Annotated in this window: 21 protein-coding genes and 1 rRNA gene; 3 read left to right on the forward strand and 19 right to left on the reverse strand. The window is 47.6% G+C overall.

The window, feature by feature from the left end:
* Window positions 1–347: 347 nt before the first annotated feature.
* The 5 genes from M0Q40_09895 to M0Q40_09915 form a co-directional block, all read right to left on the reverse strand.
* A complete protein-coding gene (locus M0Q40_09895; protein MCK9222912.1) occupies window positions 348–791 on the reverse strand; it encodes a hypothetical protein in 444 nt (147 codons plus the stop codon).
* Window positions 792–1,150: 359 nt separating this feature from the next.
* On the reverse strand, window positions 1,151–2,215 hold the full coding sequence (locus M0Q40_09900; protein ID MCK9222913.1) for a tetraprenyl-beta-curcumene synthase family protein: 1,065 nt from the start codon (window positions 2,213–2,215) through the stop codon (window positions 1,151–1,153).
* Window positions 2,169–2,717 (reverse strand): L,D-transpeptidase, encoded by a 549-nt coding sequence (locus M0Q40_09905; GenBank protein ID MCK9222914.1) that lies wholly within the window; start codon window positions 2,715–2,717, stop codon window positions 2,169–2,171. Before M0Q40_09905 ends, M0Q40_09900 begins: the two co-directional genes overlap by 47 nt.
* Before the next feature lie 3 nt (window positions 2,718–2,720).
* The gene (locus tag M0Q40_09910) at window positions 2,721–3,695 is read right to left on the reverse strand and encodes a polyprenyl synthetase family protein (protein MCK9222915.1); all 975 of its coding nucleotides are present in this window, start codon (window positions 3,693–3,695) and stop codon (window positions 2,721–2,723) included.
* 79 nt (window positions 3,696–3,774) lie between these two features.
* Entirely contained in the window at window positions 3,775–4,014 is a 240-nt protein-coding gene (locus tag M0Q40_09915; GenBank protein ID MCK9222916.1) for a sigma-70 region 4 domain-containing protein, read from the reverse strand.
* Between the two features lie 426 nt (window positions 4,015–4,440).
* Between M0Q40_09915 and M0Q40_09920 the strand changes: the two genes are divergently transcribed.
* Window positions 4,441–5,097 carry a DUF6143 family protein gene (locus tag M0Q40_09920; GenBank protein ID MCK9222917.1) on the forward strand — a complete coding sequence of 219 codons (657 nt, stop codon included), beginning with the start codon at window positions 4,441–4,443 and terminating at the stop codon, window positions 5,095–5,097.
* 412 nt (window positions 5,098–5,509) lie between these two features.
* Here the strand turns inward: M0Q40_09920 and M0Q40_09925 are convergent, their stop codons facing one another.
* Window positions 5,510–5,704, reverse strand: coding sequence for a ferredoxin (locus tag M0Q40_09925; protein ID MCK9222918.1), 195 nt, complete (start codon window positions 5,702–5,704; stop codon window positions 5,510–5,512).
* Window positions 5,705–5,895: 191 nt separating this feature from the next.
* Here M0Q40_09925 and pdxS point away from each other — a divergent pair, with 191 nt between their 5' ends.
* Both pdxS and M0Q40_09935 read left to right on the forward strand, forming a co-directional pair.
* Window positions 5,896–6,765, forward strand: a complete 870-nt coding sequence (pdxS, locus tag M0Q40_09930; protein MCK9222919.1) for a pyridoxal 5'-phosphate synthase lyase subunit PdxS — start codon at window positions 5,896–5,898, stop codon at window positions 6,763–6,765.
* Between the two features lie 154 nt (window positions 6,766–6,919).
* Window positions 6,920–7,879, forward strand: coding sequence for an aldo/keto reductase (locus M0Q40_09935; protein ID MCK9222920.1), 960 nt, complete (start codon window positions 6,920–6,922; stop codon window positions 7,877–7,879).
* A 29-nt stretch (window positions 7,880–7,908) separates the two neighbouring features.
* Here M0Q40_09935 and rhaI read toward each other — a convergent pair whose 3' ends face one another.
* The 13 genes from rhaI to M0Q40_10000 all read right to left on the reverse strand — a co-directional run.
* Window positions 7,909–9,102: an L-rhamnose isomerase gene (gene rhaI, locus M0Q40_09940; protein MCK9222921.1), complete on the reverse strand. Its 1,194-nt coding sequence runs from the start codon at window positions 9,100–9,102 to the stop codon at window positions 7,909–7,911.
* A gap of 10 nt (window positions 9,103–9,112) precedes the next feature.
* The gene (locus M0Q40_09945) at window positions 9,113–9,376 is read right to left on the reverse strand and encodes a EutN/CcmL family microcompartment protein (GenBank protein MCK9222922.1); all 264 of its coding nucleotides are present in this window, start codon (window positions 9,374–9,376) and stop codon (window positions 9,113–9,115) included.
* A 15-nt stretch (window positions 9,377–9,391) separates the two neighbouring features.
* Entirely contained in the window at window positions 9,392–9,673 is a 282-nt protein-coding gene (locus M0Q40_09950; protein ID MCK9222923.1) for a EutN/CcmL family microcompartment protein, read from the reverse strand.
* 64 nt (window positions 9,674–9,737) lie between these two features.
* A complete protein-coding gene (locus M0Q40_09955; protein MCK9222924.1) occupies window positions 9,738–10,028 on the reverse strand; it encodes a EutN/CcmL family microcompartment protein in 291 nt (96 codons plus the stop codon).
* A gap of 323 nt (window positions 10,029–10,351) precedes the next feature.
* A complete protein-coding gene (locus M0Q40_09960; GenBank protein MCK9222925.1) occupies window positions 10,352–11,857 on the reverse strand; it encodes a hypothetical protein in 1,506 nt (501 codons plus the stop codon).
* Between the two features lie 507 nt (window positions 11,858–12,364).
* Window positions 12,365–14,329, reverse strand: coding sequence for a beta-galactosidase trimerization domain-containing protein (locus M0Q40_09965; GenBank protein ID MCK9222926.1), 1,965 nt, complete (start codon window positions 14,327–14,329; stop codon window positions 12,365–12,367).
* A 23-nt stretch (window positions 14,330–14,352) separates the two neighbouring features.
* A complete protein-coding gene (locus tag M0Q40_09970) occupies window positions 14,353–15,360 on the reverse strand; it encodes a LacI family transcriptional regulator (GenBank protein ID MCK9222927.1) in 1,008 nt (335 codons plus the stop codon).
* A gap of 223 nt (window positions 15,361–15,583) precedes the next feature.
* Window positions 15,584–17,200, reverse strand: a complete 1,617-nt coding sequence (locus tag M0Q40_09975) for a DUF4129 domain-containing protein (GenBank protein ID MCK9222928.1) — start codon at window positions 17,198–17,200, stop codon at window positions 15,584–15,586.
* Window positions 17,178–18,431: a DUF58 domain-containing protein gene (locus tag M0Q40_09980; protein MCK9222929.1), complete on the reverse strand. Its 1,254-nt coding sequence runs from the start codon at window positions 18,429–18,431 to the stop codon at window positions 17,178–17,180. The genes M0Q40_09975 and M0Q40_09980 overlap by 23 nt, the downstream gene beginning before the upstream one ends.
* Before the next feature lie 41 nt (window positions 18,432–18,472).
* The gene (locus M0Q40_09985) at window positions 18,473–19,114 is read right to left on the reverse strand and encodes a histidine phosphatase family protein (protein ID MCK9222930.1); all 642 of its coding nucleotides are present in this window, start codon (window positions 19,112–19,114) and stop codon (window positions 18,473–18,475) included.
* A gap of 120 nt (window positions 19,115–19,234) precedes the next feature.
* Entirely contained in the window at window positions 19,235–20,512 is a 1,278-nt protein-coding gene (locus M0Q40_09990) for an extracellular solute-binding protein (protein MCK9222931.1), read from the reverse strand.
* 162 nt (window positions 20,513–20,674) lie between these two features.
* Window positions 20,675–21,961 carry a hypothetical protein gene (locus M0Q40_09995; protein MCK9222932.1) on the reverse strand — a complete coding sequence of 429 codons (1,287 nt, stop codon included), beginning with the start codon at window positions 21,959–21,961 and terminating at the stop codon, window positions 20,675–20,677.
* Window positions 21,962–21,997: 36 nt separating this feature from the next.
* Window positions 21,998–22,333 (reverse strand): 16S ribosomal RNA (locus tag M0Q40_10000); the annotation flags it as partial.

Genomic DNA, 22,333 nt, shown 5'->3' on the forward strand with positions numbered 1-22,333 from the left:
CAAAGGAGTGGGTATGCGCTGGAGTGAGGAAGGGTTCAACCATCTACTTCACCTACGTTTGGATTGGGTAAACGGAAGATTTGATGACCAACTCTTCTCCCCCCAATAACTAAATACGCCCATGGCCGACCATTCTCGGTTCCTTTGTACAACTGGAAAAAGAGATAACCGAGTAACACCATAACGACATGGAACGCCACAGAATTGTGCTTAGTGCTCTTGAAATCTTCGATGTTCCAAAAGTCCTTTGTTTGCCGATAGTCCTTTCTATCTCAGGCCTTAACTCATAGGTCATTACGATTTGCCTGGCCGTTAGAATATCAAGTAGTGGTATAAATTAGGAGGACCTAGATAGAGCTCCCGCACCAGCCTAAGGAGTGGGAGTTTAGGAAGGGAAAGCCACCGTGTTTGTCCAATGGTGTTGGTTGAAAACAAAACATTACAGGAGTGAACACGATGGCTAAGGAAGCAATTCCACATATTATGCTGCAATCCCTGCCAGAACTTGTGAAAGTTTCGGAGGATGTTGACTTGTTAAGAACGTAGCTATTATACTTCCCCACCCAGTTCCTGATAGTTCCCTCGCTCATGAGACCGTACTCCAAGTCCCGCTCGCTATCCCATAGGTTCCATCCGATTTTCAGCAACGTTTCGGCATCTGTGATCGCAAAAGGTATGTCGGTCAAACTCGTCATTATCTTCATTTTTGCTGCTATAGACAGAGCCATAAGCAAATGTAGTGGTATACTCATGTTCGCTGCACGTTTGTCGGGATACGCGCTTTCCGGCAACTGCCGTACACCTTCGTGCTTCATTTCCATGATGATGGCATCTATAAGATTAGGGAAACTAACCTCTCCAGCGCCGCCTTCAGCGCCTCTAACACTTTACCTTTGTCTTCGTAACCTAGCTGTAACATGCTTATCACCGGTTAGTAAGAACTCCGAACACCCTTAATGTGCCCGTGTGTCTCTTTAATTCGACACCTAACCGTCTCGTTTACTGTGGTATCTATCATCAGTATCCCGCCAAATAACGGAAAGCAATGATTTATTCGGTGCTAGAATCTAGTGCATCTCCTCCAGACATTCCATATTGCGAATGAAAGTTGGACCCTAATCCGGGTTCTAGTGTTCATCCCAATCAATAGTTAGAGCACGTGGCCCACCCTAAGCAGACGACAGACTCGATACATTAACCGGCTATTCATGCCTCCGGAAGTCAGCAGTGCCTCCCTGACAGATGCAAATCCCTGATCGTCTACCTTAGGGTCAGAAAGATACATCGCCAAAAGGCCCCGCACAATTAACAGGTGGAACTGGGCCTCGGGTAGTCTCGATGAAGCATCAATGCTATTGCGCAAGAACCAGATTAACCGTCCTGTGAGAAGATCTAGTGACCCGTAGTAGGATACCAGATTCAGATCCCGGTGTTGTCTATCCTCTTCAAGATCAATGAAGTAATCTAGCAAAATATGTAATCCGCACACCCAAGGAAAATAGCATCTTAAGATGGCTCCTTTTGACTGCTCATCTACCGGCCCCAACGTTGCAGCCCGAAGCAGGGCAAAAACGGCCAAGGTAGAGCCACACGCGGCAGCAAATTCCCACCAAAACAAGTTGGGAAATCTGGACCGATAGTCGGCAAACCAACTGGTCAATGCCCCTTCCCGTCCACAGGGTAAATGCTTGTATACCTGCAGATCAATGTATCTTTGGATGAGTACCTTAATCTCAGGCTGAACCGAGAAGAAGCCCGGCAGTTGCCTTGATGCAGACAAGCACGTCTGGGCCAAGCGTTCTAGATAGCCGCCGTCATCCTGATGAGGATACCCACGGTAATAGTCTGAATCTATGCTGGACTCCCCCACTGCATTTAGCATCGCTTGATGCAGATTCCGAAAGGCCTGCTCATCCTCAAATCCAACCCGGTCACATAGATTATCCAGATAGTCACTAATGGTCTGAAGGGAAACGATAGCCCTGAGTAATGGTTCCTCCTGCGCCTGTAATCCCAGGATGTAGGCCCCACCCCCTAGGCAATGAAACTCCTTCAACGCAATGCTCTCCTTTGCCTGCTGGGCTAGTTCCGCATCGGGGCAGCAGCAAAGTTCCTGAAGCCAACTCCTTAATTCATCCCTCACCCGCGGCATGATCACGTGAATGTATCTATTTAGATAATAGGGCGTAGGTAGAATTGGTTGAGTTTGCTGCATTCTGCGCACCTCTCTTCAGTCGATTAACCCAGCGACGCACTCCGTAGAAAAAACCCCTTTGGATGTACACCCGGGTTCCTTGTTCCACCATTGGATACAACGCTTCGATGTCCTCATTACGCATTCTGATACAACCCTTAGAAACATAAAACCCAATGGACGACGGCTCATTGGTACCATGAATGCCATACTTAGTGTCCGTGCCGTCCAGATGGGAAAGGCCTAACCAATGGGAACCATAGACACTATCATCCAGAGGCAGACCTAAGGGATTTACTGCTTTGTCTCCAATTACAAAGCTTCCTTCGGGGGTCAGCGTGGGAAGTTCTCCCGTGGCAACGGGAAAATCGTGTACCAGCCGCTGGTGATCAAAGAAATACAGGCGATTATGAGCTTTGACGACAATAATATGGGGCATTTGACTAACCGGCGCAGGACGCTTGATTCCAAGGTAGATCAGAAACACAGTAATCATGCCGATGACAAGTGCTATTCGTCTCACCGGTTACCAACTCCGTGCCAAAAGTTCGTCAGCTAAAGTCAACAGACTCGTTTTAGCACTTGAGTCCGGAATGGGTGCCAAGGCCTGCTTTGCCATGAAGATATGCTGCTTTGCTCTGTCTCTTGCTCGGGATAGACAACCAGTATGCTCAAGTTGCGTGCAAGCTTCCTGCCATAGGGCATCATCTGATTTCCTTCGCCGAATGGCCTCTTTTAGCTTGCAGCCCTTGGAGCCGTCCCGGAGTAATAGGATAATCGGCAAGGTAATAATCCCTTGCAATAGATCCAAACCCACCGATTTACCAGTACTCGCCCGGGGTATGAAATCAAGAACGTCATCAATAATCTGGAACGCATACCCGATTTGCTCACCGTAATAGGCTACAGTTTCAATCAGCGCCTCGGGCCCTTGTCCTATTAGCGCGCCAGCCTTACAGGATGCTCTAATCAATGATGCTGTCTTGCCAAGAATCCGCCGATAATACATTTCCTCCGTTTGGGCAACGTCAAAAAGGCTACGGGCTTGCTCAACTTCACCGATACACATATCCCCGATGGCATTGGTAATCACCGGGACAACACCGTAACCTACATGTCTTGTTAGCACCTGATAAGCCCTACTGAACAGGAAGTCCCCTGCAAGCACAGCTAGATGATTTCCCCAGCGTGCGTTAACACTAGGTCGTTCCCTGCGCATATGCGCATGATCGATGATGTCATCATGAATTAACGAAGCCATGTGAATCAGCTCTACACTAGCTGCGACTTCAACAGCTGCCCGGCCTACCGGTTTAAATAAATCCGCGCAAAGAAGAACTAACCTTGGACGAACCCTTTTGCCAGAACTGAGCAGATGAGTGGCCAACTCTGTCATGGCCTCACTTTCTGAGGCGACCACCTCCAGCAAACATGCCTCAACTTCGGTTATCTGCTCCTCAATTGTATCCTTAAAGGTCAACGCAGTACCCATTCCACCCATACCGACCAACTCCTTTACACAGCTGTATCAGGATTACTAGGATAGTATGGGCAGTTTTCTACTTTTCCACACATGGACATCACTGGCCCGGTCCATCATCCTCCGGTTCTTGACCTAAGATCCCCAAGGGATCTCCGGTAAGAATGATCACGACTTGGTAGCCTTTTACTTTAGCCCGATTATACAAGGTTGCTACAGAACCTTTACCTATGCCCAGTCTTTGGGCAACCTCATCATTCGAGTAACCCATCTCTTTTAGCGCAACTACTTGCCGCTCTCGAAAGCTTAGCTTTTCAACACCACGGATCTCAATCTGCATGTGCTCTTTCCTCTCAAATCGTCCTTGTGGAAAACCCCACTCCTCAAGATGCCTCTATCACAGTCTTGCACGATTATCCCCAAAAGTTATCCACAAGTTTTACACAGATTGTGGACAACTTATAGACAGTCTTTATACATAGCATGGAGTTATGATCTTCGACGCCATTACATTGATCCCTGCCATGGATTAAACTTAGCAATTTTGATAATCAACTAGTGCTTAGTACTTCTAATAGTCTCTATCTGGATTACCAGAATTTTCTATCACCACCTATTGCAGAAGGCATTAGTACCAATATTCGAGCGCTAAACACTAATAGAACGCTGGGGGCATATCGGTAACCATACAGCTAATAATCAAACACCCTCACCTTAGTTTCCTCATATGATTGAACGAGAGCCAATTGAAAGGAGTGAAAGACATATGGATAGCAACCCTAGAGGAAATACTCCAATGGAGCTATTCCAACACACCCCGGTTTCAGCGATAAACTATCCCCTTCAAGGATACGGATGCTTCCCCGGTTGCGGTTATCCTAGGCCATCAATCTATCCATCGTCATTAAACTATACCGTTGCAATACCGATTAATCTGGCCAAATCCTTGGAAGGAAAGTACTTCGTTGGTTATGCAGATAACTTGACCTTGGGGGAAGGAACGAGTGCTTGGGCCCGGCTATATAACCCTGTTGACTCCGGGGTCAATCTTCATGTAACGGTCTGGACTGTGAGCGATGTTTCTGAATCACCCTTTCGCGTCCAGATCTGGTTTATGGCTGTGCCTCCAGGCACACCGTTGGATTCGCCGTTAGTTACTCCGGCAAACCTGGCATTCTATCCGCCATCAAAGCCGAAGATCAGGCTGCAGTATGCCACCAATGTCACCGGAGATCCAGTAGGCGGTATAAAGGCCTTTGTCCGCCGCGGCCAACCAGAGACTACCCTTGTGGATGATGAACAGGGTAAGTTCATCTTTCCCCCGGGAGGGTCTTTCCTTGTTTTCCTATCTAATCCTGAAACACCGGAGTTAGCGGCTAGTGGTAGAATCGCCTTCGGATGGTGGGAAGAACCCATTTGTTAAGCTAAGGATGGGAACGATCGACTTGATGGCCACCCTGTGCCTTTCCCATGATAATACTGGGTAGAAGCAAGCGCACACGACTATCCGGGGCATGGATACGACGGCTGTAGTTAACCTAAGTTATCACAAGCTTGGTTGTGAAGGAGCTACGAACAAGACGTTCTGGGAGGAGTGTCTTTGTGATCATCCAAAGTCTACAGGAGCACATGAAAACCTTTCATGACCAGTAATTCTGCAAAGGACCACATCAGTATTTTGTACCGGACATTTCCACTACACAGAAAAGTAAAGCTTAGGCACAAAAGGGGCGTGAGCCCATTCGAGACAAGACATTACTCATAATCTCACAGGCAGGATCTATGTTTCTAGCTGAGCCTTTTCGAAGGGGGGCACATATGTGCCCCCTATGTTATTAACCAACAACCTCAATACACTCGACTGGACAACCGTCAACTGCTTCCTGGCAATCATCCTCATATTCCTCAGGTACCTCATCGACGATCACCTTGGCGACATCCTCGTCAAGATCAACTTCAAATACTTCTGGGCATGTATCTTCGCAAAGCCCGCAACCGGTGCAAAGATCCTCATCAACTCGTACTTTCACATTATTTCCTCCTTTTTTCACAATGCAGCTGCATTATTTAATCTGCTCTCTACATATTCGCTGCCATTGGATACATTCCTGCCAAAAAGCAATGTAAAGAAGCGGCCTAAAGATGGCGGTGTTTACGATGCGCTCAACAAAGAGTATAATATTGGTGAATAGGATTTCGATGAAAGCAGGAGGAAGATACCATGGTTAAGGATAAGAATGCGTTTGCACAGCGCTTTCACGGTGGCGTGATTATGGATGTAACTACACCCGAGCAAGCTAGAATAGCCGAAGATGCGGGCGCAGTGGCTGTCATGGCCTTAGAGCGAGTACCTGCGGACATACGCGCAGCTGGCGGAGTCGCCAGAATGGCTGACCCAGAGATTATATGGAAGATCAAGGAGACAGTGAGTATTCCAGTAATGGCCAAGGTCCGAATCGGTCATTTTGTGGAAGCCCAGGTGCTTGAGGCCATTAAGGTTGACTTCATCGATGAGAGTGAAGTACTAACCCCAGCGGATAATAAGTACCATATTGACAAGACGCAGTTTAAGACCCCCTTTGTTTGTGGTGCGCGGAATTTGGGTGAGGCCCTGCGAAGAATTGCAGAAGGTGCTGCCATGATCCGTACCAAAGGCGAAGCAGGTACCGGAGACGTGGTCGAGGCAGTAAAACACATGAGAACTGTCACCGACGAGATGCGGACGATTACCACCCTACCCAAAGAAGAGTTAATGACCAAGGCAAAGGAAATGGGTGCCCCCTATGACCTGTTGCTGCAGGTAGCAAAGACAGGCAAGCTTCCTGTGGTTAACTTCGCAGCAGGTGGAATTGCGACCCCTGCCGATGCTGCTTTGATGATGCAGCTTGGCGCCGATGGAGTCTTCGTTGGCTCAGGAATATTTAAGTCCGCCGATCCAGTCGCCCGGGCTAAGGCTGTTGTGCAAGCTACCAAGAACTACAAGGATGCAGAGCTTATCGCTAAGGTTTCAAGAAAACTTGGTGAACCTATGTCCGGAATTGCCACATCAACCATGAAGGAAGAAGACCGGATCCAAAACCGCGGCTGGTAGTATCTTTAGGTCCCCAAGGCTCCTTGTTTTATCTCTTAGGACAACCATAGGATAGGGGTCGGTAGTACGTTTCCTGCACCAGGAAGCCCATACCTACCCCTTTAATAAGCATCCAACAATTTTTGACAAGGTGTGCCTTGGGAAAATATCGGAGGTGTTACAGATCCAACAGGTGACATTCGGTACCACCAATTTGAAAGTAAGCAAGCTCTGTTTCGGGGCTTTACCCATGGGTCCTTTACAGAAGGGTCTCTCGCCCCAAGCTGGTGCGGAGGTAATCGCCTATGCACTGAAACAGGGGGTAAACTTCATCGACACCGCAGAACTATATGGTACCTATGAGCATATTCGCTTGGCAATTCAGCAAGTTTCCTCCCCACCGGTAATCGCCAGCAAATCTGCGGCATGTTCCTATGAAGATATGAAAAACAGCGTAGAAGATGCGCGACGGAAATTGGATCTAGATGTGATCCCCATTTTCCATCTGCACGCCGCCCGGGCCGGGATAGATGTATTTACTCAAAGAGCCGGAGCACTAAAATGCCTTTTGGAGTATAAAGAAAAGGGAATCATTGGTGCAGTTGGCATTGCTACTCATCATTGCCAGGTGGTAACCAAGGCGGCCGAAAATCCAGATATAGATGTTGTTTTTGCCCTCATCAATAAGGCGGGATTAGGTATCCTGGGTGGAAGTAAGGAAGATATGCAACAAGCAATGGCCTACGCATGCGCACAAAAGAAAGGTGTTTACGCCATGAAGGCCTTTGCCGGAGGGAATCTGCTCAACGAGCGAGAATCCGCCCTCGAATGGGTTCTTTCGACCCCAGGTCTTGAGGTTGTTGCCATCGGTATGGTCAACAAAACCGAAGTGGACATTAACCTGCGAATGATAAGCCAACAGCCCATTCCGGATAGCTTACTGGAATACGGCATTGCTGATAAGAAGCTAAATGTAGTCCCAAGTCTTTGTAAAGGCTGCGGTACTTGCACGAATACATGTCCCAATGGCGCCCTATTCATGCAACATGACAAGGCCGTACTAGATCGGACCAAGTGTATCCTCTGTGGATACTGCAGTGCTGCCTGCCCCGAATTTGCCATCAGAATGGTATAACAAAGGCAGGGCGAAAACCCTGCCTCATCTTATTTACTCCGTTCCTTGGCCACCCGCTCTTCGTAACCACTCTTTCGAAAAGCATCCAAGGGTTGCTCTGGGACTCCGAGTTCCCGACGAACAGCCTCAAGCAATGGCGTTACATCAGTATTGAAAGCGGTCATGAGGACCTCCTCCGCACCCACTACATCACCCGCAGCTTGATACTCCTCCAACTGCCGCTGGTTTACCAATAAAGCTTTGGCATAGGCGGTCTGTAGGTTCTGGACCGACTGAATCATCGCTTGCATCTTCGGCTTGATATTATGACTTTGGTCAATCATATATGCGATCTCGAGCCCACCATCTGGATCAGTCTCGGCTTTGGCAAGTTCATTATAGATTAGGAACAGTTCATAGGGATTAATGGAGCCCGAGGTAAGATCATCATCGGCATATTTCTTATTGTTAAAATGAAAACCACCTAGTTTACCCTCATCAATCAAGTACGCCACGATATGCTCAATATTCGTACCCAAAGCATGGTGGCCAAGATCCACTAAGGTCTTTGCTTTGGGGCCTAATCTCTTCGCTAAATTCGTCGCCATACCCCAATCAGCCAGGTCCGTATGATAGAAGCCTGGTTCAAACATCTTATATTCAATCAACATCACCATGTCGTCGTCTAGGGCCCCATACACCTTGGCAAAGGCCTCTTCCATCCACCTCTTGCGCCGACGAAAATCCCCTTGCCCCGGATAGTTGGTACCATCGGCCAGCCACATGCTCAGCACCTTAGAACCGGTCCGCTTCATGATCTCGACACATTCTAACATATGATCCGTGGCCTTTTCCCGGATCTGCCCATTGACGTTGGTCACACTACCCAACTTATATTCAGGCTCCTGGAACACATTGGGATTAATACTGCCGATTCTTACTCCTTGTTCTTCGGCGTAATTCCTCAACTCCTCCCAGTTGTCTACCATGTCCCAGGGAATGTGTAGTGCCACAGTGGGAGTAATCCCGGTATACTTGTGTACCTCGGCGGCATCGGCTGTCTTCTCCCACACAGTCCTGGCCGCTGCAGCCTGTTTGAAGACATAGAACCTTGTTCCCCCATCACCATAGGCCCAAGAGGGGGTCTCAAGTTTCTGCTCCTTCAGCCTCTCCTTTACATCATCCACATTGATTCCACGATCGGCTAAGCAATCGCCCAGTCGATTGTATTCTTGCACAATCATCACCTCGTCCTCATTCTACAGCATCCACTATTGCCATGATCAACGTCTGAATGGGAGCCTTTTCTAGACTAAACACCTCTGAAGCCACTCCCGGGACTCCCCCCGCCAACACAAGGTCGCCCGGGCCCGCTCCGACATAATCAACTGCTAGTTCATACTCACCAGTCTCATTTCCTTCAGCATCTACCTGTTTCAACAGGTAGAACTTCTTCCCGGCATAGGCTTCGTGCTTATATGTACATACTATCGGCTGGATAACCCGAGCTAAGATCACAAGGTAACCCCCTAGCTAAGCCATGAGCTCTTTCCTACAGTCTTCATCAACCAAACCTACAATACTCGCATCAACAGGACACAGTTCCTGCGCAAAAGCCTCCGGTGCATCCCCGCTAAAGACAACAAAGACGATATCACCCTGACCAGCGTTCCCTAACGCGTCAGCCGCTATGTATGGCCTTCCCTCAGGTTCCAGGCTTGAGCTAAGGGGCTGCAACACAAGAAGCGAAATCCCACGTAAGTTCTTATCCTTTTGGGTAGATACGATATTGCCAATAACCTGTGCAAACTTCATTATGATCGCTGGGTCAACTATTGAAGCTGCCCCAGGCTTCACCCCCGCTCAGCACAAGTATTACCTATTTCCCGTAGACCTTCTTGCCCTGGATCTCTACCGTATCAACAATCGCGACAATCGCCATGTCCACAGGACACGTCTTGGTCTGACTCGTCTGTCGTGCCGAACTACCGGAGACAACCATCACAACATCGTCGCAGCCAGCTCCCGCGGTATCCACCGCAACAATGGCGTTACCCCTAGGAGCTAGGTCATAGGCATCAATAGGCTGCACTACCTGAAGCTTAAATCCCTGTAAGTTCCCGTCTTTCTGGGTGCTAATCACATTTCCGAGGACCCTACCTAAGATCATAGTCTTTACTCCTTAACCTAACGTCATTTTTATCCGCTAACTAAGCACATTTTCGATATCAATCCAGGTTCTCCTTCAGGACAGAAACACCCGTTCCACCTTTTCATCTAATCCCAAGATGAACGAGCTTAATAGCGAGGGATTCTCGATTCCACATAGTGTGTAACAAAATGCCTACCTAGTGTTGTTTACCACTGTCCTTCTCATCACGATGTCTTTACCTATCGTCAACGCCTTTACCCACACACCTTGTTGATAGTAGCTCTATGCAAAAAAATCCGGGTTTGGATGGTAATCCAAGCCCGGATTCATATTAGCTTAAGTTAGAAAGGTACGCCTACTACTACACGAAGTCCTACGGGTGAGTTCGAGTCCTCATAGAACCGGTACGCACCATAACGCTGGTGCAGCTTCTGTCCATGTACCCACTCTGCTGCACCACCAGGACCGCCTTCGGCATAGTCCACGGAACTATAGTACTCAGCCCGGAACTTAATCCCATTGGGTGCCTGATACATCGCACGTCCAGCAAACTTAACAGGATCTTCAATGATGGTCTTTTCTTTGGGCATATCAACAGCAACTTTGGCATCTAGGGCAACATTCTTCAGCTTCCAGATATCCTGTTTGCCACTTACGATAAGACCAGCAATGGTATGATACCGATTCTCTGTATCATAGTTCATATCCCAATCGAAGTCTAGACGTCCCGTAGCGGTAAAGCCATAACCAAGCTCGTATTTGGGAGTAGTTACGGTTAAGCCGTAATCGTATCGGTTTACAGTTGGATCATTTATCACTGAATGACGATCCGTAGTCTTTTCATCAGGCACGATTACTGTTCCCCACTGATTGAACACAAAACCCTCATATTTACTCTCTAATCCAACCTTAATAACGTCATCGACGTCGTTTCTCTTGGCAGGGTTGGTTGTATCATAGTCAACAGTCAGCTTGTTATCCACAGGGCCAAGACCAAACCAAGTGGTAGCACCCAAGTTGACGCTCTGATCACGATTATAAATAGCGTTGATAGCATTTCGTCCGTCTTTATTTACATACGCCTTTTTATCATCGTCGCCACCAACAAAACCAGGACCACGCACAGCTGCTGACTCTACATTCATGATTTCACTGTTTCGGAAACCGGCACGGAATTCAAGTTTTCCAGGCATATACTTCCAATTTCCATCAACGTTGTAGAGCCAATCTTTGTTGACCTGATAACCAGCATAGGTGAACTTCACGGTCATGTCGGTCATCGGCTTTGCATCAGCAATCAGAGAATAGTTATAGTAGAACTTATCACCAACTTCGAAGCGAACCAAGGCACCGCTAAGATCAACATCACCTAGTTTGCCTTTAGCGCCAAGCAAGACATCCTGTCGGCTCGGCCCTTCGATGAGGTCTCCCTTCCAGTAATTATCTGGAGCTTCGTAGCCAATCACATACGTACCATCAAAAGCCCAATCGTTCCATTTATAAGTGTAGATGCGAAGACCATATACTCGACTGTCTCCGTCTACCTGGGCAACATAGGGAGAGTACGCAAAGCCTAGCTTCCACCCAAACAATGTCGTTAAGTTCTGTCCACCTTCTACATATGCACCGTCAACTTTCTTGTTAAAACGACTCTGATCCGCCCGGAAGTGGAAATAGGGTTGAAGCTGGCCCTCTTCAGTACCGGGTGCTTTCGTGTAGGTAAAGCCCCAATAGCCACCCCATTCATCTGTTCCCCAGTCAATGTCAGCATCCTTAGCCGCAAAAGCAGGCAAAGAAGCCAGCATCAAGCAGAGGACCAAACTAGCTACTAATGCAAGTTTTTTCATGTGCTGTAACCTCCAACATAATGTTTTTTCTTGTGTCAATTTTGGTACTGCCAAACCTAATGTAAGTGATCCGCCACCCCCTTAGATTAAACTTCAATACTCACAAACTGCTGTTGAATGCGTCTCCTTGGAAATGATCGAGCGCTAATCAGTACCCGTGTGGAGACAGGACCGAGCAATACATTTCCCATTCAACAGTTGGTGCTTGACGCTACCGTCCAGTTTGCCTTTGTTTCCTGGATCTCGCGCCATATAAGCTATAGTTCTACGCGTTTTTAGATATTCCTTCTCATAATGCGCTTTTTTTGCGCATCAAGGAGGAACTTCTCAGGACTTGTAGATTCTATGGGTTATCCCGTATACTTGGTAATTACTGTAGCTAGGAGACGACCATCGTTTATCCTGTTAGTGGTATTCATTCTACATCGCTGCACCTAAGTCCTTTTATTACCGTCTATGATGTCTATGATCATTCTATGTTTCGCAAATCCGATTCATGATTGGAATTTAGTATTCGAGCACAGCCATCTCATGACCCACTATTCTCGGAACGGTCATTGATGTATACCCATCGATATACTCAAATCCAATTTCCGCGCAAGAAGGTGCTAGGTACACTCGTTTTGGCTTCGTTGACGTCTTTACTTCAAGCCGTATGTTATACAAAGGAATGACATCCTCAATCGTATCTATGGAACTGCGTCGTTCTGGAATATAATGAAGTATATGCACCACATGGCGTTGCTTAGCCTCTTGCCAGTTTAGGGTGATGTTTGCCGTGGTAGGTGCATTAGTCTTTATTAATGGATGAGGGTAGAGGAGTCCAAGAGCATTCCTCACCATCTGCTTATATACTCTTACTCCATGGTTTTTGTACATGGAGAATATGGGATGGACAAAGTAGATGATGTTGTCGTTCTTTACCACGGCTGGATTTGCCATTTTTTTCTCTACAGGGGTATGTCTATGGGAGCAAAAATGTCGCCAAGTACGGTTAAAATACGGTTGCCATAGTTCTGCTAGTACTTGCCCTGAAGTTAACTTTATGGCAAGACCCTGATCATACATTACATAGGCGGTTTCTGGGATATCCGAGGAAAACTTGGGTCTGGCCTTTACATAATCAGGGCTGTAGGGAAGCTCCCCTTGGTAGTTAGCACCCATATCGAGCATGAACTGTGTTAGGTCTTGGTCCATACCCGATTGATATGAGAGAATCAACTTACCACCATTGGCCAGGTACTTGGTGGTCTTGTCCTGTAGTGCACCATCAAAGACGATCTTGTCTGGAAAAATGATCACCTTGTATTGATCAAAGTTCGTTCTTTGGTCGATTACGTCAAACTGGTAGTGGGACTCGATAAGCATCCGGTAAGCTCCCGCTAGGGCTGGATCAATGCGTCCTTGGGACCTACCAATGGCTTCAGGAGTAAAAAGCCCAATTTCGGTTGCGGCGGAAGCATCGTCACACCAAGGTTCTTTTGCAGCAACTTCCTTGTAGACACCACTAATCAAATCATAGGTCACTGGATCAAGCCGTCCAGAGGGGTGAAGCTGGTCTCCAATAGAGCACTTAGCACCGTTAGCTAGGGCGTTGAAGCACTCATATTGTAGAGCTGCTTCGTTCTTGAAGGCCCCGAAATCTGCCCAGGACTTGTGAAACTTGCCGGTCATCCCTAGGTACTCAACTCCGAGGTTCTTGGCATATCGAACAGTAATGGGGAAGTGTTCATAGCCCCAACCACCGCTAGGTAATGATTCAAGTTCCAGATGGGTATAGGTATCTAACAGATCGGCTGTTCGCGGTGAGACGTGACCTGCGTTGTAGAATATCGTGCAATCTTTGTTGAACTGCCTAATCATGTTGGTCATTCTTCGTTGAAAGGCTGCTAATACACTCCGTGCATATGTACTACGATCTCCGGCGTTATCTGGATCTAGTCCTGCCTCAATCATCCCGGATAGACAATACTTGCATAGGCATTGCCCTTGGTGGATAATATCAAAGAACAGGCCGTCAACATTAAATAAATCAAGAACTTCCTTGGTTTGATCCAATACATAGTCGATATAGGGTGTATTTAGGCATAGTTTATGCCAACCAGCTTCCAAGGGTTTTGCACCGGCTAGTCTCCCATCAACGCTTAGTTCCCGCCACTCGGGGTGCTTTACCGCGATATGCTCATCTAGTCCAACGGAAATGTAAATGGGTACCTTAATGTTCCTTTTATGACAAGCCTTGATTTGCTCTTCTAGCAAGTCTATTTCAAGTCCTGGGTGTCTGGCTTCGGCAAACTTCGTATCGTAGTAGATCATGCCATGGTGACACCTGGCAAAGCAGGTGATGGAATCAACGTTGGCATCTTCTAAGGTTTGGGCAAACAGATCGGCGTCAAAGTCTGTACCAATTTTGACAATTTTCTCCGAGGTATGGAAATCTAGATGCACCTGTCTGAATCGTAGTCTTCCCATATGTAAGGCCTCCTTGGGTAAAATCAAGTGGTTGCTGTTGCATCAAGATCTAGTAATGAACTGCCTTCATTTAGTCTCGGCGCCAAAGTCAGCCGCTGGGTGGGCATGTCTGGTATCCTCATCCGTAAATTCATCACTTCAAAAGCCAAAGATCCCATCAGGTAGGAAGGTTGTGCCATAGTGGTGAAGAAGTTCTTTGCAATAAAGGCAGCATCTACTTCGTCAAAACAGACCAAGGATATATCCTTTGGCACATTTAGTCCCCGTTCATGGACTGCGTAGAAGGCACCAAGGGCAATATCGTTGTTGCCAGCGATCACCACCGAAGGATACTGACTAGAAGATAATAGGGTATTCATTCTCTCATATCCGCTTTGCTGATTGTAGCTACCACTCATAACAAAGACATCATCTACGCCATGATCCGCGGCTGCATCAAGGAAACCCCGTACCCTTTGGGTGTTTGATGTATGCCCCGAGCCCCCAGCCAAATAGCCGATATGACGATGACCTTTCCCGATCACGTGATTAGTAAGCCGCCTTGCCCCTTGGTAATTGTCTCCAAGAATCGTATCGGCATCTAATCCTTGAATACACTGATCAATCAGGAAAAATCGCATCCCCCGCAGTGTATATTCTTCGTAAAAGGAGGCATCCCGACTTATGTCAGTACACCCCGTAAAGCAGATACAATAGCGAATTCCTTTTTCATAAAGACTTTCCACCACTTCTTTCTCCGCCGGTGGCCCACCCCCATTTCGTATGAAAAGCAGATTCATATCATGTTCCGCCGCCTGCTTCTCTATGCCATCGACAATTGAAGCCACAAAGGGATTTCTAAGGCCGGAAGCAGCCACTGCAAAATCTGCCGTGTTGTCCTGTCTATCTGAAGACCCAAAGTCTGAGTCTTTCAACACTGCTAACACCTTGGCCTTTGTTGCTGCCGACACCTTGGCGGAATTGTTGATCACCCTACTGACTGTGGCAACGGATACCCCTGCTTCTTTGGCAATCTGCCTTAGACTTTTCATCGGACAACTCCTTGAAACATGTTACGAAATACTGTTACTTTTACAATTCGACACTTACTCTGGTTTTCCTGCAAGCCAAGATGGCAAAAACGAGTCGGCCATCTGATTGCTTTTCTGAGGTTTTGAATGCACTTTTTGAATTAATACGACAATAAATCACGGCATTATATATGCCGCGTGTGGTCCTTGAATATTATCTTCGAACTGACTGGGAGGGCTATGACTAATCCACTGGCTCCAGCTTCCTTCGCACACGCTGACAAGATGTCCGGCCCTGCTCCTCTAGCTTCTGGTCTGGTTGGTAGTTGCTGTACCGCACCTCGGTATACAGCTTCCCAATGGTGGTTAGATCCTGTTCGAGTTCTGTAAACTCATCGGATAGCTTCATGACATACTCATTGGCGGTCTCGCTGGGCCAACGTTCCCGTCCCAAGGCTCTTCCTTTGGCCAGAAGCCAAGAGAAAAAATGTCGAATCCAGCCATGCATACCGAGGAGATTCTGATCTTTTCCTGGGGTCTCCTGACTATAGGATACCAAGACTTCCTGTTCTAGTTTACGTCCAACGGTTTTGCCAAGCCTACGCACTCTGTTGTATGAAGCAAAGACCAAGCTCCTAAGAAACTTAAGCAGTAATAAGAAATACTTCCCTATCCACTGCACAAAGAGCATGGGAAGTCGTAGGATCTTCGGTGCACGCTGGGTATCCTTGTAGATCGCCCAAAGCACAATGCCTAAGATAAGAAGAATCACGCCCACCCGAGCAATAATTTGGGGCAGGATACTCCATAGGATTGCGCCGAGGAAGAATAGTCCCCATCCGAGTAAGTTCAGGAAGTCCATATCCTGATAAGCAAAGGATGGTGATCTACTGGTCTTCGTTGTATTGGAGGTAGAGGGTGTATCAGGACTCATTACAGCAGGAGATATGTCTATGTCCTTCACCCATCCGAACAGCCAATCAAAAAGCCCCACAAGCATGCTGCTGTCTAGGGGGGAAATGTTTGCCGGTAAGATAAATCCGACTATGATCAAAAGTAACACAACTAGGGCTGTATTCCGTACCCAAGCTATCTCAAGTCCTGCGCTAACAGTTGCCCCTTCTTGTTCCCAAAGCTTACGCGTTTCATAAAGGTAGCTTAGAGAAACTAAAAGAAGGCCAAAAACAAAAAATCCTCCTCCGAGGAGCGCATAGTGATAGGCCGTTTTATGTAGGTCTTGGGGTTCATGGACCATCTTTGTGAGCACAATCCAGCAACCCAAAAGCAAAAATGTCAACCGGAGGAAACGACGACCGATCTGCCTATAGGCGCTGACCTGTCGTTGTTTTACTTCAAAGGGTTGATCCACCAAGGTGGAATAGGTACCGGACAGGCTGGGTACACGCATATCTTCATAGGTAGGCCTCATCCAGACGAGGTTCGAAGTAAAACCCACCGCCAGAAGCCAAAGAAGCAACATAAAGCCCACTGGTACAGCAAAGGTCAAATCCAATAGATTCCTGACGGAAAGAAGGGCCTGGGCAGTCACATCGACCCCCGGCAAAGCGCGAAGGGTCAGATACTTGCTCACTTGTATGATGAAAACAAGCTCGAGCCCACGTAAAATTGCCGGAGGCATTGCCTTGGAGAGAAATAGTGTCCCATAGACCCCCTCTATAATCACAATCACGGCAAAGACCATAAGTGTACTATCTTGGGGTAATTTGGCCGTACACAGATTTAGGGTTAGTCGGATAGCTGCTGCCAAAAAGATAAGCATCCCGATTAGTGCCCCCGGGAGTACAATCCACTCCAACCAGTTAGTATCCTTTTTCAACTTAGCTGCTCCAAGAGATAACATGATCCTGACCTCCTAATGCCGCTTGATATATCGCGATTCCTTTACCTAGGGCTAATTGACGGTGCTCAATGTTCTTGCCAATCACAACGATCACAACGTTAAAACCGTTTTTGCGTAACCTGTATGCTACACTAATCAGTTCCTTTGTGTCCCGATAGGTGACAATAATCAGAGTCGCACCCCAGGATAATCCCGTATTCTGTCGGGCAATGAAATCTGCGAAGGGCACATCGCTCTGGGGTTGTAGACGAGCCAGAAGCTCCAAGACCCGGATGAAATGTAGCGTGCCTTTACCCGGGCGGATGCAAACGCCCTGCAAAGGGGAGTCGGCCTGAGACTGCTCGTCCAACGCAGGGCGATCCTCTAGTTTGATAACTACATCGCCATCGGCTTCTCCCATTGCTATGATACTCCCATTGCTCAGCAGGCCAATGGTTTGTCCTTTCCTGTAGAGCTCATTAGCCAAAGAAGCCGCCACTTCAATGGCTTGTTCTGTTTGCCACCGGGCATAAGCGGCGTACTCATCAGTGTTCATATTGACTAGAAGCATAGTCTCCAAAGCAATGGTTGGTTGGTATTGCTTGACCTGAAGTGTCCCCACCCGTGCAGATACTTTCCAGTGAATTCTCTTCAAGGGATCCCCGGCGGCATAGCTACGTACACCAATCATCTGGCTAGGGTCCTCAAAGATACGCTGTTTGGTCTTAACCGCGCCAAAGGGTAGCCTAGAGGGCAGACCCAGATTTGCAACAGAATGGACCTTTGGATACACCAAAAGATGGTCTAGTTTGGCCATTTTCCCGGCTCTTTTGTGAATATCAAAGGGATCGCCGACTTCTACCAGGAGAGGACCAATGGCATGCAGTCCTCTCCTTTGTCCCTTTACTGTGTACTCATAATAGGTCGTTCCCCGCGGAGCTATGAAGGATACATGTTTAAACAAAGCCGGTCGCGCAAGATCCGGGGAGACTCGTTCATGTAACATTACAAAGGGTAAGGGAACCAGAGTCGGATTATGCACTTCAAGCTTGATTTGTGTGGTATCCCCATAGAATATTTTGTTATCCGATAGCTCACGCCGGATCACCAAATGGGATAGGGCGTAATCTATAAGCCGGGGCAAGGCTGCATACATCAAGAGTAAGGTGTAGAGCAGAAGATAGATAAACTTACCCTGGTAGAAAAGAGCCACTATGACAATCAGGGAAAGATATATCATGTATTGACCCATGGTGTCTCCTCCGAACTAAACTAATCGAATATATCCTATTTCTATACCGTTGTATCTAGGTCCTCCAAAAAACACGTCTCATTAAATAAACGCAACTCGGGTCGATCGTGGTTGACCACCACAATGCTTAAAGAGGCATTAGCGGGCTTAAGACGAAACACATACTCATTCTTGATCCCAAGTAGGTAGGAGAACAGAGCAATCATTAATCCCCCATGAGTAACCATGACCGCCGTCTGTCCTTGGGACATGGATCCAAGCACTATCTCCCATGCCTTTCTAGCACGGCTACGTACTTGAAAGAAGTACTCCCCCCTACCCGGTGCATAGGAAAAGGGACGCTTCTGCCATTTTGCAACCTCGTCAGGATACTGATCACTCATTTCCTCAAAGGTCATCCCTTCCCAAGCACCATAGGTGCGTTCCCGCAGTTCCTCGAGAATAACTACCGTAAGGTTCTTTCCTTTGGCAATTAACCAAGCCGTGTCCTCTGCCCTAGACAAGTCGCTGCTAAACACATAGTGTATGGGTTCATCCTCTAGGTACTTAGCTAAGGCGCTAGCTTGTGCTAACCCCCGGGAAGTCAAGGGAATGTCCTTCTGACCCTGATACCTTCTTTGCAGGTTATATGCTGTTTCGCCGTGGCGTACGATAAGAACCCTCTTCCCGCTTTGAGTCGTCACAGTTGTATACCCCTAACTCTTGTACTCTTTCATTAGCAGAACCATAGTCATATTATAGCAGGAAAGGTCCTAGGAGCAAAAAACGCTCCGAGGACCTTGTTCCGATTAAAGGGGTTCCTCTTAGTCCATGTTATAGTAGTCTCTTACCTCTTGTAGTGCAGCCTCAGCCGGTCCAATGATCTCTTCAATACCTACCGCTAACGGCTTCTCACCCCGAATAGCACTATCAACGATCGATGCCCATCGGCCACCTAGGATATTGCCAAACTCCGGTACGTAGATCCAGTATGGCAAGTAGGCATCGTAGGCTGCATCAAAAAAGGGCAGGAAGTAGGGATCCTCATGGATACCAAGCTCGAAAGCCGTCTCAGGTGTTGAGGGCAAAGCCCATCGGGCCATGTAATACTGTCCTCGGGGTCCGCTTAGGAAAAGAACCAGCTTGGCAGCGGCCTCAGCCCTAGTCGGGTCCTTAATACTTGGGTTCATTGCCCAACCGGCTTGCATAAGAGCAGTGGTGCGACCAGGCCCATAGTAAGGGGCTTGAACTGATCGAAAGTCAAGGTCTTTGTGTATCTCCTTCCACTCTGACATACCCCAAGGACCATACAAAATCATACTTAGTTTTTGGTTTACAAACAGATCAACGTCCCAACCTTGGGCGGGGCCAGGAGCAACCTGCTCTTTGACAATCAGATCAACGGCAAACTGCATGGCCTCGATGGCTTTAGGATGATCAAGATGCCCGATAAACGTAGACATGTTCTCATCCATAATGGGTACTCCTGCGGCATTGGCGAAGGACCACGCCAGGTTCGCCCAGGTAGGTGGAGCACTAATACCGTACCTTTCAATTTGCTGTGTTGCAGGATCCACAATAGTAAGCTTTTTGGCCATGTGTAAGGCCTCTTGCCAATTCCAGTCAGGATCAGGATATGCTAACCCGGCCCCGTTTAGATGATCTGCGTTATATAACGTGGCAATAGTTGAGAAGTCCTTGGGCAGTACATGAATGTTCCCATTGATCGTATGTGAAGCTAGAATTGTGGGTATCCACTGTGTCTTGTCAATACCGAACTCCTCGATATAAGGATTCAGATTTGCAGTAAACCCCTGCCACCAAAACTCAGGGTAATCCCAATCCCCCACTACATAAACATCGGGGGCAGTATTGGTGAGGAGCTGTACAATTAATGAATCCTTATAGTCGGGCATCTGTCTGTTACTAACCTTTATGTTAGGATAAAGGCTCTCAAACTCATCCAGTGCTTGCCTAACGATCTCCTGACCCGATGGATCATCCCAAGATACCAACTCCAGCTCTATCATCGCAGCTGCAGTAATGCCCGGGATCAGAAACAGAACAACAAGTATCGACACCATCTGAAAAACCCTTCGCATTCTCACCACTCCTTTGGTGTTTTACCTTGTAGACAGACTGTGCGAAGCGTCAATAAATCAGAATTAGTTTACCCATGTAAGATCATCCTCCTTGTTGGTTTTCTAGCGGGGTGTTTTCCTAAAACAACAGTAAAACAAGTATCACCTCCTGTGCTGCTAATCCTAGCGTACTACAACGGTATACTCTGCTTCCTCTTCGTTTCCGTTCCAGTATGCTAGGTTAAACTCCCAAATACCTAACCAACCATAGACCTTATTTCCGTCTATTTGGGCTTCACATAGGAACAACCCATTCAGACCGACTACATTGATGTGACCAAAGGGATTCGCCCGGAGTTGATGCCCTGTCGGTGTGATGATCTCCTTGGAGATTTCCCGATTGGGCAGGATAAAACGTCCATGAACATCGGTCATTCCCTCGATAACAGGCTCATTTAGTATCCGATTGGAATCAGTCTGGTAGATTTTAATCTTGGCATGGGACAGTACGTTTCCCTCTTGGTCCTTGAGAATAATCGTATTATGCCGGGGAAGATCGTACAGGTACTCACCAAAAAACCCCCTGCGGAATCCCTTGTTGGCATTCAGGGCATTCTGGGTATGCGAAGATAGAGTACGACTGTTGAGATCATTCATAATTCCTTTGTAGGGATACCAAAAGATCTCTTGATTAACCTCGTTGCGGTCCCGGTAGTTTGGATCGAAGTTGAAGTTATACTCATCAATAATCCCAAGCTGATGCATCAGTTCATGGATCAATGTGTATTGCACAGCCCCCATTTCCCGTTCAATCTTGTTTGGTGTCCATTCCCGATCATCCCAGCCCCATCTTCCGTCCCACTCCAGTGCCAAGGGCGCATGTTCTCCCACGTTGGGAAGGTTATCTACAACTTCCACTTCATCGATGAACACCGACTCCACAACACCGCACTGCTCAAACATCCCATCCATGCGGTCAATGTGAGCCCAGGCCCAATCCTCAAAGGAATAGGTACCCGTCATGTTCTTCAAACTATTAAAGACCTCATAGACCCCTGGTTCCACAAAGAATTTGAAACTCAAAGCATCGGTCCAAATCCTGCGGGAGTTATTCCGCTCCGAAAGCTCATTACTCACATCCTCGGCCAGTACAACAAACTGAACCTGCCCTGCTTCCTCCTGCCACTGCCAAGGAATACTGAATTCCTGCCTGTGGCCCGGTGGCATTGCAGGATGGGATCCGCTTTCTACAAGCTGATCGTCAATCCACCATTGATAGATAAGGGGACTGCTAGTAAGGTTCCCTTTGTTACTTACAACAGCAGTAAACAACACCTCTGTACCCACACTTGGCCACAGTCCTCCGGAATAGCTAGCCGGACCATGTTCATCGTAAATTACCGTAAAACGCTCATACCGAGGTGTCCGGGAGATGTATAAAACATCGAGATCGGCAAATTCTTTAAACACCCTGGTCAGCTCTACTTTCTTATCAGGTTCCGGGAAAAGGGTGGTGATGATAGGACTGATATAATATGTATATGTGCGCTCGGGCTGCAGTCCGTGAATGCTTACCTGATGTTTTGTTCCATAGTCTGAGGTTACGTACTGGGTGGGATTTCTGGCGTAGCGACCGTACTCCCCAGGCGGGATACTTAATGCGTTAACTGCGGCACAGACATCTTCCTCGATGCCTACACCTAGTATCCATCGTTTACGGCTGGGACTACCAGGGTATCTAATCCTGTTCGCTACCCCAGCTTTCGTGCCTCAGCGTCAGTTACAGTCCAGAGAACCGCCTTCGCCACTGGTGTTCCTCCTGATATCTACGCATTTCACCGC

This window comes from Limnochordia bacterium (assembly GCA_023230925.1).
Lineage (GTDB): Bacteria > Bacillota > Limnochordia > DUMW01 > DUMW01 > JALNWK01.

Bases quoted from the DNA above. Each gene is read 5' to 3' on its own strand.
- M0Q40_09900 (MCK9222913.1), bottom strand. From the start codon at position 2,215: ATGCAGCAAACTCAACCAATTCTACCTACGCCCTATTATCTAAATAGA.
- M0Q40_09910 (MCK9222915.1), bottom strand. From the start codon at position 3,695: ATGGGTGGAATGGGTACTGCGTTGACCTTTAAGGATACAATTGAGGAG.
- M0Q40_09915 (MCK9222916.1), bottom strand. From the start codon at position 4,014: ATGCAGATTGAGATCCGTGGTGTTGAAAAGCTAAGCTTTCGAGAGCGG.
- M0Q40_09920 (MCK9222917.1), top strand. From the start codon at position 4,441: ATGGATAGCAACCCTAGAGGAAATACTCCAATGGAGCTATTCCAACAC.
- pdxS (MCK9222919.1), top strand. From the start codon at position 5,896: ATGGTTAAGGATAAGAATGCGTTTGCACAGCGCTTTCACGGTGGCGTG.
- rhaI (MCK9222921.1), bottom strand. From the start codon at position 9,102: ATGATTGTGCAAGAATACAATCGACTGGGCGATTGCTTAGCCGATCGT.
- M0Q40_09950 (MCK9222923.1), bottom strand. From the start codon at position 9,673: ATGAAGTTTGCACAGGTTATTGGCAATATCGTATCTACCCAAAAGGAT.
- M0Q40_09955 (MCK9222924.1), bottom strand. From the start codon at position 10,028: ATGATCTTAGGTAGGGTCCTCGGAAATGTGATTAGCACCCAGAAAGAC.
- M0Q40_09960 (MCK9222925.1), bottom strand. From the start codon at position 11,857: ATGAAAAAACTTGCATTAGTAGCTAGTTTGGTCCTCTGCTTGATGCTG.
- M0Q40_09965 (MCK9222926.1), bottom strand. From the start codon at position 14,329: ATGGGAAGACTACGATTCAGACAGGTGCATCTAGATTTCCATACCTCG.
- M0Q40_09970 (MCK9222927.1), bottom strand. From the start codon at position 15,360: ATGAAAAGTCTAAGGCAGATTGCCAAAGAAGCAGGGGTATCCGTTGCC.
- M0Q40_09975 (MCK9222928.1), bottom strand. From the start codon at position 17,200: ATGTTATCTCTTGGAGCAGCTAAGTTGAAAAAGGATACTAACTGGTTG.
- M0Q40_09980 (MCK9222929.1), bottom strand. From the start codon at position 18,431: ATGGGTCAATACATGATATATCTTTCCCTGATTGTCATAGTGGCTCTT.
- M0Q40_09990 (MCK9222931.1), bottom strand. From the start codon at position 20,512: ATGCGAAGGGTTTTTCAGATGGTGTCGATACTTGTTGTTCTGTTTCTG.